We start from the raw sequence: 13058 nt of genomic DNA, 5'->3' as shown, positions 1-13058 counted from the left end.
TGCCAACTTACAAGGAAAGTTAAAATGAAAAATAATAAAGTAACATTGGCAGTCACAGCTGCACTCGCAAGTTTTTGTTTTCAATCTCAGGCAGCAACACTGCCTAGTGACTTAGAATGGCGCACGAATAACGCTGAACCACTATTTGCATCGGATGAGGCCAAGCGAGGCGGTACTTTACGTACTTTTATGGCAAGTTTTCCTCAGACACTACGTAGTGTTGGGCCAGATGCAAATTCAGGCTTACGACACTACTTTATGGATGGCGCGCCAAAGCTTGCAGAAAGACACCCAAATACCGGTAAATGGATACCTCAATTAGCGACAGAATGGGCGTTTTCAGAAGATAACCGCACTGTTTATTTCAAATTAGATTCTAACGCGGAGTGGTCAGACGGTGAAAAAATTACCGCTGATGACTATGTATTTATGCTTAAGTACTATCGCTCTAAGGATATTATTGACCCTTGGTACAACGACTTTTTCAGCACTTCTATCACAGATGTAAAGAAGATTGATGACTACACGATTGCCGTAGAAACTGCGATTGAGCAAAGTCAAGATGCTCTAATGGTATTGTTGAATATGCCAAGTAATGGTTTCCAACCTCGTCCAGAGCACTTCTTTAAAGGCGGAAAAGACGAAAATAACGATGGGATGGACGACAATTTTGTACGCAAGTACAACTTTAAAAGTGAGCCTACCGCAGGCCCTTACTACTTGGATAAAGTGAAAAAAGGTAAAAGCGTTACCTTTAAACACGTTGGTGACGACTGGTGGGGTTATTCAAATCGCTATTACCAAAACCGTTACAATGTAGAGAAAGTTCGTATCACTGTTATCCGTGATTTTGATATTGCCTTAAAGCATTTCGAAAAAGGTAAACTGGACTTCTTTGACCTAGTCTTGCCTGAATATTGGCATGGGAAATCAGATTCTGAGGGAACGGAAAAAGGCTATATTCATAAGTTTTGGGGCTTTAACCAAACCCCGCAAGGTGCGGGTGGACTATGGATGAACACAGCACAGCCTTTGTTGGACAATTTAGATCTTCGTAAAGGCGTGATGCATGCGACTGACTATGATGGCATGATCAAAAACATTATGCGTGGTGACTACACTCGTAAGCCACATGGTTTAGGTTTTGGTCATGGTGACTATGACAAGAAAGACAACAAAGCACCGGCATTTGACCCTAATTTAGCGGCTGAGTACTTTGCTAAAGCTGGTTTTGATAAAGTTGGTCCTGATGGGATCCGTGTTAATAGCAAAGGAGAGCGTCTATCTTTTGCGATCACGTACGGTTTCACGACTTGGACACCTCGAATCGCTTACTTGAAAGAGCAAGCTAAATTAGCCGGTTTAGACTTCACACTGAACCTAGTTGATGGCTCTTCAGCATTTAAATACATTCTTGAGAAAAAGCATGAACTAGCCTTCTTAAACATGGGCTCAGGTGAAATCCCAGCTTACTGGGAGTATTTACACTCAGATAATGCAAACAAGCCTCAAACCAATGCACACACTAACTACAGTAGCCCTGAATTAGACAAACTGATTGAGGCATATGATGCTGAGTTTGAACAAGAAAAACGCATTGAGCTTTCGCATCAGATCCAAGATTACGTAGCTGAAGCCAACATTATTGTTCCTGGCTATATGGTTCCTTACACAAGGGCTGTTCACTGGCGTTGGGTTCAATATCCGAATAACCCTATGACTAAACAGACACTGAGTATTTTCCACCCACTCGATACGGGCAACTTTTGGATTGATACTTCTGTAAAGAAAGATACCCAGAAAGCGATGAAAGACGGTATTACTTATGAGCCTGTCACCGTTACAGACGAGCAGTACAAGCTTTAATGGAAGGTGTAAACGCTATGAAAAATGAAGTAATCCTAAGCGTTAAAGGGCTAGAAGCAGAGTTTAAAACCGATGATGGGGTTGTAAAAGTCCTTCACGGCGTGAGCTTCGATGTAAAGAAAGGCAAGACATTAGGCCTTGTCGGTGAGTCCGGATGTGGTAAAAGCGTTACGTCGATGTCGATTATGGGCTTACTGCCGAAACCTTACGGTAACGTTGTAGGCGGTAAGATTCTTTTTAAAGACAAAGATCTGGTTACTCTGCCTGCAGAAGAAATGTACTCCATGCGTGGTGATGCGATTTCTATTATCTTTCAAGATCCTATGACCGCTTTGAATCCTGTGCACACAGTGGGTAAGCAAATCATGGAAGTACTGGAATTGCATCGCCCTGAACTTGCGAAAGAGAAACGACGAGCTTATGCGATCTCCATGTTGGAAAAGGTGAAAATCCCCTTACCTGACAAGCGTATTGATGAATATCCTCACAACTTATCCGGGGGGATGAGGCAGAGAGTCATGATCGCGATGGCGTTAGCATGTAAACCGGACTTACTTATTTGCGACGAGCCGACAACGGCATTGGATGTAACCGTTCAATCCTCAATTCTTGAGCTCATGAGAGAGCTTCAAGAAGAGACTGGTATGGGGATGTTATTCATCACACATGATTTAGGTGTTGTGGCGGAAATTTGTGATGATGTAGCGGTGATGTATGCTGGAAAGGTTGTCGAGTATGCTGATGTATACGACTTATTTGATAACCCACAGCATCCATATACGAAGCGTTTATTAGGGCTCATGCCAAACTTGGATAAGCAGCCTAAGCAAATTATCGAGATCCCTGATATTGATCAAAGCGTATTTCCAGAGTTTCGAGGGTAAGAGTTGTGGAAGAAGTACTTAGAATTGAAAATCTGAAACAACATTTTATCTCGGGCAAAAGGTTGTTTTCTAAAGGGTATGCAATCAAAGCCGTGAACGGTGTGTCATTTTCGCTAAATAGAGGTGAAACTCTAGGGCTTGTGGGGGAGTCTGGTTGTGGAAAAAGCACATTAGGTCGTACCATTTTAAAACTATTTGAGCCGACGGAAGGTTCGATTATCTTTGAAGGCAAAGACATTACTAGCTTGAATTCAAAGGAAATGCGCCCTCTGCGCAAAGAGATGCAGATTGTTTTTCAAGACCCAATGGAGTCATTGAATCAGCGTCATACTATTGGAATGATACTAGAAGAACCTTTCATCATTCATGGTGTAGGTTCTACCAAAGAACGCAAAGAATGGGTCTTAGAACTGCTTGATAAAGTTGGTTTACCTAGGACTTCGGTGAATCGATACCCTCATGAATTCTCTGGTGGTCAAAGACAACGTATTGGTATCGCAAGAGCGATTGCGCTAAAGCCTAAGTTACTTATTTGCGATGAATCGGTATCTGCTTTAGATGTATCTGTTCAAGCTCAAATAATTAATTTGTTATTGAAACTTCAAACAGAAATGAACCTAGCGATTATATTTATTTCTCATGATCTATCGGTAGTTAAACAAGTTTCAGATAACGTCGCAGTGATGTATTTTGGCGAGATTGTTGAATACGGTTCTGCAATGGAGGTTTACAATAACCCTCAGAATGATTACACAAAAAAGTTACTATCGGCTATTCCAATTACACACCCTAGTCAAAGAAAAATAAGATAGTAAACATAATAATAAATATAATATATATCGCTATATAAAATAGCATTTACATTTCGCTTGTTAATTTGATATTGGAATATAGGTCCGCCTATATCTGATGGTTATTATCGAAAGATTGAAAAATCTATCGAGGGCTCTATTCACCTCGAATAAACGATAATACATGGATGACTCTCTGAGTCTAATATTTCATGGAAGTTAACATATGCAGCACAACAACAAATGGAAGAAAAGCGCTTTAGCTTTGATTGTTTCTTCTTTATTTGCTTCTCCTTTATTTGCAGAAGAAACCACAGAAGAAAATAAAGATGTTGAAGTAGAACAACCAAGTAAATTTGGTGGCTCAGTATCTTTAGCTTATGACACTAATATTTATAACAAAGATGATTATCGCTCTGTAAGGAACTTTTCCTGGAGTGGCACGTTAACGTACCGCTTAAACGACAATTTTAATAGTTACCTTTCCAGCGGTGGTTATCGAGCACTAGAAGACAAAGTTGGTACTTACGCAACTGATTCTGTCGCAGGGCTAAGTTATTCAAATCTTTTTACTTTTGGTGAGACCGGTAAAGCAAGCCTAAGTGGTCAATTGACCATACCAACATCTGAAACCTCACGAAAAGATGAATTGATAACTGCCCTGCGAATTGCGATGCCTGTCAGTGCAAAAGCGCTCGGAGTTAACTTTTCGCTTTCTCCTCGTTTAAGAAAAAATTTCCACGAATACAAAACAGCTGGTGGGCGATCTCTGACGGAATGGACATATTCACTTTCGGCAGGGGCTAGCTATAGCTTCACGAAATTAACCATGGGTATTTCAGCCCTTGGCGGTAACACCATCAGTTATCAAGGCACTAGACGCGAGAGCATCACCTACGGTGGTTCAGTCTATGGTGCATATCAATTGACCGATCATTTTAATTTTAGTCTGACGGCTGCTACGTCAGGTTTTTACGCAGATGCAGAAAGAGGAACACTAGGAAGTATAGATCTATTTGATGCAGACCGCGCTTCATATATTGCGCAAGTTACATATTCCTTTTAGGGAAATATAAATATAACAAGGAACACGACATGAATTTTAGAAAAATAGTATTAGCTTCGGCTATCGCTGGCATACTTGCCGGTTGTGGAGCAGATGATCAAGAATACGATTATCTATCCAAAGATGAAAATCAGGTAAAAATCTCTTCTATTACATCTTATGAGCCTGTTACTGATTACAATGAAGTAAAAGAAATCCCACTTCCAGGTGTTTGGATGTATCGTCCATCGACGTCATCAGCACCTCGCGATGCAGATATGTACGCTTATTTTGCTGGTGGTGAAGTTCTAGTGACTTTAAGCCTGACTAAAGATGGGTTAGTCGCTAAGCGTATCGACCCAGACGTGGTCAAATATGATCCTAATAACCCTCAAGTGCTTGAAGAAAGCCGTTGGGCAGACAATGTTGACCTAACTCGAGTACTTGAAATCCCTGGTACTTATAGCGCGTACCAATGTAGCGAAGATAGCTACGGTGACTGTACAAATAAAGAAGAAAAAGTGGATGAGCTTGATGCGAAATGGTACGAGCGAACGCATTTCCTTCCTGATTATGAAGGTTTGAGAGCCTACATTAACGATATTAATGATTACTACGGAAGTGATGCACTATCAACTGAAGTAGCGATGAAAGAGTTCGATCCTGCTAATGGCGTGATCAATATTGAGTTAGAGCGCCACTTTAAAGATGGTAACGGCAAAGCTCGTTTCTTCTACTCGTTTGTTCGTCTAGACAAATACGCAGATGCTAACTACACGCCAATCTATCAAGCACAGGCGGACCAAAACAAGTTTGGTTTCTTTACTAGTGAATTTGAAAAAGCTGACGACAACAATTCGACGTCTTCTAAGTTCTCAAATGGTGCTTACCTAAACCGTTTTTCTCCTAATCTAGACTCGATTGATTTTTACCTGAGTGATGACTTCTTTGAAGAAGGCAATGAAATCTGGCTGAACGCAACGTTAGAAACTATGGATACTATGGCTGCGCAAATGGAAGCAGCAGGAGTACCACCAGTTAAAGTTATCAACAGAGACAGCGCTGCCAATATTGCGTCTGGCGACTTACGTTATAACGCAATTAACATGTTTGCAGAGCCATCTGACGCGGGTTTACTGGGTTATGGCCCTTCAGCAGCTAACCCATTAACCGGTGAGATAATCAGTGCCTTCACCAACATGTACCCTGGTACAATTTTACGTACGGTTCCGCGCCAGTGGGATCAGTTTGCACGCCTATACAACGCACGTTTGTTAGCGGACCAAGCTGAAGTTGTCGCTGAGCCTGAAGAAGCTGCAGTTGCTGCTGCAAGTCAGTTGAAAGCGTCAAGTAGCACGCTTAATGAGCGCCAAGAATCTACTTCTCAAACGGGTTATGTATTACCGGATAGTGAAAGACTGTTAGAGTTTGAAATGAAAGAGCTAAGAACTCTGGATTTAGAAAACCAAGTTAAAAACAGTGAAGGCTACGCAAATCTGTTTGGGGATGCGAAAGAAGCCGTTGATGCCGTCTTTGACAAAGATAAAGTTGAAGAATTCTGGTCAAGAAATACCATGTTCTCTGCAAACAATGTTTGGGTATCAAGTACAGAGAAGCATAGTCTACCTGGTATTGATTTCGAGCGAGATGGTTACTTTTATCCAACTGATGATGATGAAAATAAGGAGCTAAAAGACTTCGACGACCTGAATTCCATTCAGAAGCAACAAGTAAGCGAAGTTTTTGGCGTGCATAACTATAAAACGACGTTAGTTCATGAAATCGGACATAACTTAGGTTTGCGTCATAACTTTGAAGGCTCTGCAGATAAAGCGAACTTCTATACGCAGGAACAAGCCGATAGCATGGGGCTTCGCGGTATTCCGGCTGCGACTTCTATCATGGATTATGCTCCGTCTGAGCTAGATATCGAGCCTGTTCTAGGTACTTATGATATTGCTGCTTTACAAGTCGCTTATGCGCGTGTGGTTGAAGATGAAGATGGCAATATGCATAGCCTGAAACCATTTGATACTAAGTACCGTAATCAGTACGAACAAGCTGACGTACCGACGAATACTGAGCGTTCACCATTCTCTCCAATTACACAGCTAGAGTTCTCTTTGAATGATAGCAATGAAAGTGCGCTAGAAGCTTACAAAGCAATGGTAGTCGCTTATGAAGCTGAGTTGGTTGCTTATAACGAAGCTGTAGCTGAATACCAAGCGCAAATTGATAATGGAACGCCAGTAGAAGACTTAACACAGCCGGTAGCGCCAATCGCACCAGAGGCTCCAGCTGAAATTGCAACAGAAATTAAAGAATACGGTTTCTGTACTGATGGTAATGTAGGTAGTACATGGGATTGTGACCGTCACGATGAAGGTACCGACCGTGTTCAGAATGCAAGTTACCACTACCAGAACTTAGAAAACTTCCATGACATGTTCAACTTCCGAGGTGAAGACTATAGCTTCACTGAGCGTGGCACAATTGGTCGTTATTTCTTCTTCCGTAATAGAATGATGGATATTGCGATGCACGGTATGCAGTCTTGGGGGTTCATTACAATGGCTGCCGAGTACAATAACTGGTCAGATCCGCTAGTCTTTGCTGAAGCGATGTGTGAAGTGCAAGATAGTGGTGATGCTCGCTGGCCATTAGCATGTGACTACTACAAGTCGGCAGAAAAAGCTGGTGAGTTAATGGTTTCAATGCTTGCTACACCAGAAAAAACTTGTCAGGTAAAAGTGACTCAAACGTCCAATGGCGCAGAGACTCATGAAAACATTAGCCTAGAAGATATGTACGGAAAAGTGCGTTGGGACTTAGATGAAAACCATGAGCTTCCACTTGACTGTTTTGATGATAAGCTGAATAAACAGCTTGCTATTAACAACGCATCAGGTCAAGAAAGAGAATCGTATGAGATCCTAGCTGAGCTGAAAGGTGGTCAATACCTTAACCACCAGACTGCTGGTAGCACTGTGAATCATGAGTTCAGTGACTGGACTAACTACGATGAAATTGATGCGTTTGGCGTATGGTTCTATCGTTTGATTGCTGCTCAGCAAATTGCTAGCCGTGATATGGTTCTAGGTGGTGATACTGCGATCATCGATATTCCATCTGTTCGTACAAAAGTTGATGAGTTGGTTCGTCACTGGACATTAGGTACGGAATATTCGGGTTATCAGTTTGTTGATGAAAGTGGTGCAGAAGTTGTATCTCAAGTGCCATACGCGCCTGATTACACAGCGCAGAAGATTCGTCGACTGAACTACCCAGAAAACATCATCATGAGCTGGTTCACTTATACAAACCGTACTCAAGATACAAACTTAGTTGAAGCGACATTAAAGTCTCTAGCGTATGACGCTGATTCTGTTCACCCTGAGAAGAAATTCTTAGCACGTAACTTTATCGATTCAATTTCAGTATTTGATACGACAGGTGAAACCGCAAGAGCTGATCACGTTAGCCTAGAGCTAGATGGCCGTCAGTATTCTGCTGGTGTTCAGCACTCTATTGCTCGCGATATGATTACTCAGGCGAAAAGTTCTGCAGTTTTCCAAACAGAAGAGTTCTTGAAAACACAGCCTTCATTAGACGGTGTGAATGACTTCGTGGATTCTTACCAAGAGCAATGGGATACAGCAATCGCAAGTGCGACTAACTTTGGTAGCTACCTACAGCAAGATACATACGGTGGTCAGAAACTGCGTCACCCTGGTGGTCATGCATTGATGACTGGATCTGAGGCTATTTTCAATCAGATTATTTCTGGTCAAATGCCTAGTTCTGAACTTTCTCCATCGCTACATGCTTTGATCAATAGCTTAGTTGTTAGCGGTCAACTTAAGGGCAATACTGATGAAGAGATTGCCGCTACAGGTTGTCAGACTGCTTTCCACAGCGATGTATGTATTGTGACAAGTACTGGTTCGTTTACGCAAGATGCGCTTGATGTTATCAACTATCCAGTAAGCTGGATCCCAACGTTCTACGCAGAGGCAAAAGAAGTTTCACGTCTATTCGATGCTAATTTCTTACAGTCTAACCTTGAAAGCGAATTGCTAGGTAAAGACTTCGATCTTATGAAGTCATACATTGGTACCGATTTTGAGTTACTAAAATATCAAGAAGTTAAAATGCTAGAGAAGCTGCCGCATTACAACCGCTAATGTTTAGGCCTTCACGCTAACTAAAAGCCCGCTTATAAAGCGGGCTTTTTTATTGTTGTTCACTTATTAGATAAGTGACTAGAACGCAGGAACACCACTGTGAAACTTAAAATCAGTATCGTTAGAACTAATCAGTTCCGCTTCTATTTTTCCAAAATATGCGACTCGTTCGGAAATGTCTTCTTCAGTGATTTGCTGAGCAAGAGAGAGGTAGTCTTGGTAGTGCCTTGCTTCTGAGCGCAACAGTGAGATGTAGAATTTAGCAATGTCGTCATCAAGGTGCGGTGCAAGCTTTGCAAATCGCTCACATGAGCGTGCTTCGATGTAAGCACCGATAATCAGTTTATCAACCAAAGTTTGAGGCTCATAAGTTTTCACTTTAGAGAGTAACCCTTTAGCGTAGCGACTCGCTGTGATGTTTTCGTAAGGAATGTCACGGCTGTCCATGATCTCGAGGACTTGATAAAAGTGATGCAGTTCTTCTTTAATCAGAAGCACCATTTTATCTATCAAATCTTGGCTATAAGGCGCGCCAGATTTCGCCATAATAGCTTTAGATATGGAGTTTTTTCCCTTCAGTGTTTCGAGTGACCCTTCTTTACGATACGCAAAAGCTTCGTAGGGTTTGAACCACTCAAGCAACGTGTTAGCGCTTTCTTTATCTACGGCGTACTTGCGAATTAAGTACATAGCAGACTGGCCGGCCTTTAGTTCACACAGTAAGTGGTCGAGTAGGATGGTTTTTAAATTCTCGGGCTTTTTGGCTTCAGCGATCCATTCATCGGGAGTTTCACATTGTAGGAAGCTGTTAATAGGCGCAAGGATTTCCTGCATCGTTTCATTATCAATCATTAATCTTTACCGCATAAAAAAGGTCACCAGTGGTGACCTTGTATTAGGAATTTGGCGAATTAAGCGAAAATTACCATTTTTTCTTTTGTCCGAATAGTGCGTCCATATCATCATCACGCTCTTTCGATTCGATTTGCTGTAATTCTTCCGCATTTTTGTCTTGGCGTTTTTGATCCAACTCATTCAACATGCCTTGAAGCTTTTCACGCGCTTGATTGGAGTAAGCATCGTTTTTAGAGCTTAACGCATCAATACCTTTACGAAGGAGTTGAATGGCAGTGCCAGGTTGGCCTCGGGCGATCGAATCATTGGAGCGCTTAATTACGTTCTCAATGTTAATTCGGATCTGAATGGTTTCAAGGCGCGCGTTTTCAGCAACGTAAGCTTGAGTTTCAAAACGTCCTTTATTGTGCTCATTTCGAATCGTATCACGCAGCTTCTTAACCAGTTTAAGCATCATGATTGCTTGCTTGTCACTGTTAGGCACTTTGAATGTTGTACTTTCACCGCCTTGATAGTTTTCTTTTAACTGTGTGATTTGTTGCTTGACGCTCTCTATACGTTGCGCAAGTTGTTTGTTTTTAGGATCTAATTGATACATGTTTTCAAGAGCGTCGAGAATACGAGTATTCAAGCACACAAGCAACTCTTTACTAAAAGGCATGTGATGAGCATTACCGATCAAGTCTTCGGTTGCATCAATAGTGGTTAGGTAGCGTGTAGACTCTTGCTTCTTAGCGGTTTCTACTTTCATTTTATATTGAAGCATGATGTTGTAGCCGAGAACTAACACCAATAGAACTGCTACCAAGGCGATGATTAAACCAATATTCATATAGTTGTGTCTGCTTTATCTATGTCATAGCTACTTTAAGGATACATGATCCGGTCGATGTTCTGCACCAAGAAAATGCAATTAATGATTATTCACTCTATGTAGCCTTTTGATAATCAAAAAATTCAACTATTCCTCCATTATGAGGTGTTGGTTGCAAAATGTTTGGCTTTTGTCGAATAACTATTAGCCAATGATTTCGTTTAACAACGATTTAGCTGTTATTTTTTGATATTAGGCGTTATAACTAATAATTATATTACATATATAGTCAGTGCCCACTTTTTTCTTGGCGATGCACTGAAAAGAGTAAAGGATTACGAGGTTAAAAATGAAGTTACAGCAACTGAAGTACATTGTTGAAGTCGTAAATCATAACCTAAATGTTTCAGCGACAGCCGAAAGCTTATACACCTCTCAACCAGGTATCAGCAAACAGGTTCGTCTTCTTGAAGATGAGTTGGGTATTCAAATCTTTGAGCGAAGCGGAAAGCACTTAACTCAAGTGACACAAGCGGGTGAAGATATCATTCGTATCTCTCAAGAGATACTTGCACGCGTTGAAAGTATTAAAGCGGTAGCTGGAGAGCACACTCACCCTGAAATGGGGACGCTGAATATCTCTACTACGCACACTCAAGCTCGCTATGCACTACCAGACGTGATTAAAGGTTTCACTGCTCGATACCCGAAAGTTTCACTGCACATGCACCAGGGTACGCCGAGTCAGATGTCAGAAGCCGTGGCAAAGGGCACTGCGAACTTTGCTATTGCGACAGAAGCACTGCATTTATACCAAGATGCGATCATGTTGCCATGCTATCACTGGAACCGATCAATTGTCGTAACGAAAGATCACCCTCTCGCTCAAAAGTCACATGTAACGATTGAAGATTTAGCCGCGTATTCATTGGTGACTTATGTATTCGGATTTACAGGTCGCTCAGAGTTAGACACTGCTTTCAATAAAGTAGGCTTAACCCCACGAGTTGTGTTCACTGCAACTGATGCCGACGTTATTAAAACCTACGTTCGTATGGGAATCGGGGTGGGTGTGATCGCGAGTATGGCGATTGACCAAGAGCAAGATACAGATTTAGTTGCTATTGATGCTAGTCACTTATTTGGGGCAAGCACCACAAGCATTGGATTCCGACGCGGCACATTCTTACGTTCCTACATGTTCGACTTTATGGAACGTTTTGCTCCACACTTGACGAAGCCTGTTGTTGAGCAAGCGATTTCTCTTAAATCAAATGAAGAGATAGAAGAAATGTTTAAAGACATTGAGCTTCCGGTGCGTTAAAAAGAAATAACTTACTCTTCACCTTTCTATTCTATTCGCTTCCCCCTACAATCCACGTTTTAGGGGGAAGTATGCAAACCAAATTTCAGTTACTTGATTCATTTTTGATTAATCACCAAGAGTTTTGGCGAATTGATCCATTTCATCTGTGTCAGGCTGAACAGCAACCTTGGGCTTTGCAATCCCCTGAACTTAAATCTTGGCTCGACTCTTTGAGTATCAACGATGTTACTCAGTATAAAGAGCAACCAGAGCGACTCATTAACCATATTACCTCATTTATTCCAGAGCTTGAATCTGTAGCGGAGAATACCTTCCTACCTTTATCGCAAAGCCAAGGGCTTGACCTAGATAGGAATACTGGCGTGGGCATTCCTGGACGAAAGCTAGAACAGATATTAACGATGGGGGAGGCCGCTTTAACAAACCATCGTGGAACGGAGTGGTTGGAATGGTGCTCTGGAAAAGGTTTTCTTGGGCGAGTGCTGGCTCAGCAATCTCAACAGAAAGTAACGAGTTTTGAGTGGCAGCAGTCGTTGTGCGAAAGTGGCCAACAAATCGCAGACAAGCAAGGATTGAATATGCGATTTATTCAAGGGGATGCGTTTAACAAAGACTCTATAAACGTGTTTAACTCAAGGCAGCACGCAATTGCACTCCATGCTTGTGGGGACTTACACGTTAAACTTATCCAGCATGCGGTGGCTGTTGGTTTACCTGCGATCAGCTTTTCGCCATGTTGCTACCATTTAATTCAAGGCGATCGTTATCAAGCGCTTTCTCTACCGGCTCAAACGTCCGCACTTGAACTCTTAAAAGCTGATTTAAGAATTCCATTACAAGAAACCGTCACTGGCGGAGAGCGTGTAAAAAGACATCGCCAGATAGAAATGACTTTTAGACTAGGTTTTAGCCGGCTTTTAAAACAAGAGTTGGGAATGACAGGTTATGTTCCGGTTCCTAGTATAAAAAAATCCCAGCTAGATGAAGGCTTCGAAGCGTTTTGCCAGTGGGCTGCCGCTAAGAAAGGTTTAACGCTACCAAGTGCCGACCTTGAAGCTTATGAAACGTTTGGTGAAAGTGATTTTTGGGAAATGGAGAAACTTAGCTTAGTTCAACAAGTCTTTAGACGGCCGCTAGAACTGTGGCTCATATTAGACAAAGCATTATTTATGGAAGAGCAGGGCTATCATGTCAATATCATGGAGTTTTGTGATAAAAAAGTCACCCCAAGAAACATCCTATTGCATGCATACAAATAAAAAGAGCCAGTTTTCACTGGCTCTTTTTAACTA

Annotated in this window: 9 protein-coding genes; 7 read left to right on the top strand and 2 right to left on the bottom strand. The window is 41.8% G+C overall.

Annotated elements, in window-relative coordinates:
* The first annotated feature begins 24 nt into the window (after positions 1–24).
* The 5 genes from ACHUFI_RS05535 (at position 25) to ACHUFI_RS05515 (ending at position 8770) form a co-directional block, all read left to right on the top strand.
* Positions 25–1866: an extracellular solute-binding protein gene (locus ACHUFI_RS05535; RefSeq protein WP_394247351.1), complete on the top strand. Its 1842-nt coding sequence runs from the start codon at positions 25–27 to the stop codon at positions 1864–1866.
* Between the two features lie 17 nt (positions 1867–1883).
* On the top strand, positions 1884–2750 hold the full coding sequence (locus tag ACHUFI_RS05530) for an ABC transporter ATP-binding protein (protein ID WP_394247350.1): 867 nt from the start codon (positions 1884–1886) through the stop codon (positions 2748–2750).
* A 5-nt stretch (positions 2751–2755) separates the two neighbouring features.
* Positions 2756–3562: an ABC transporter ATP-binding protein gene (locus ACHUFI_RS05525; RefSeq protein ID WP_394247349.1), complete on the top strand. Its 807-nt coding sequence runs from the start codon at positions 2756–2758 to the stop codon at positions 3560–3562.
* Between the two features lie 205 nt (positions 3563–3767).
* Complete coding sequence (locus tag ACHUFI_RS05520; RefSeq protein ID WP_394247348.1) at positions 3768–4607, top strand: hypothetical protein; 840 nt, start codon at positions 3768–3770, stop codon at positions 4605–4607.
* 29 nt (positions 4608–4636) lie between these two features.
* Positions 4637–8770 (top strand): zinc-dependent metalloprotease, encoded by a 4134-nt coding sequence (locus ACHUFI_RS05515; protein WP_394247347.1) that lies wholly within the window; start codon positions 4637–4639, stop codon positions 8768–8770.
* Between the two features lie 78 nt (positions 8771–8848).
* Here ACHUFI_RS05515 and miaE read toward each other — a convergent pair whose 3' ends face one another.
* On the bottom strand, positions 8849–9622 hold the full coding sequence (gene miaE / locus ACHUFI_RS05510; protein WP_394247346.1) for a tRNA isopentenyl-2-thiomethyl-A-37 hydroxylase MiaE: 774 nt from the start codon (positions 9620–9622) through the stop codon (positions 8849–8851).
* 70 nt (positions 9623–9692) lie between these two features.
* On the bottom strand, positions 9693–10457 hold the full coding sequence (locus ACHUFI_RS05505) for a DNA repair protein (protein WP_394247345.1): 765 nt from the start codon (positions 10455–10457) through the stop codon (positions 9693–9695).
* Between the two features lie 331 nt (positions 10458–10788).
* Between ACHUFI_RS05505 and cysB the strand changes: the two genes are divergently transcribed.
* Both cysB and ACHUFI_RS05495 read left to right on the top strand, forming a co-directional pair.
* Positions 10789–11763: an HTH-type transcriptional regulator CysB gene (cysB, locus tag ACHUFI_RS05500; protein ID WP_137355861.1), complete on the top strand. Its 975-nt coding sequence runs from the start codon at positions 10789–10791 to the stop codon at positions 11761–11763.
* Between the two features lie 71 nt (positions 11764–11834).
* Positions 11835–13025 (top strand): methyltransferase, encoded by a 1191-nt coding sequence (locus tag ACHUFI_RS05495; protein WP_394247344.1) that lies wholly within the window; start codon positions 11835–11837, stop codon positions 13023–13025.
* The last annotated feature ends 33 nt before the right edge of the window (positions 13026–13058 follow it).

Source organism: Vibrio profundi (assembly GCF_043642225.1).
Taxonomy (GTDB): domain Bacteria; phylum Pseudomonadota; class Gammaproteobacteria; order Enterobacterales; family Vibrionaceae; genus Vibrio; species Vibrio profundi_A.
Note: the sequence above shows the minus strand (reverse complement) of the source record. Positions and strands in the feature narration are given on the sequence as shown.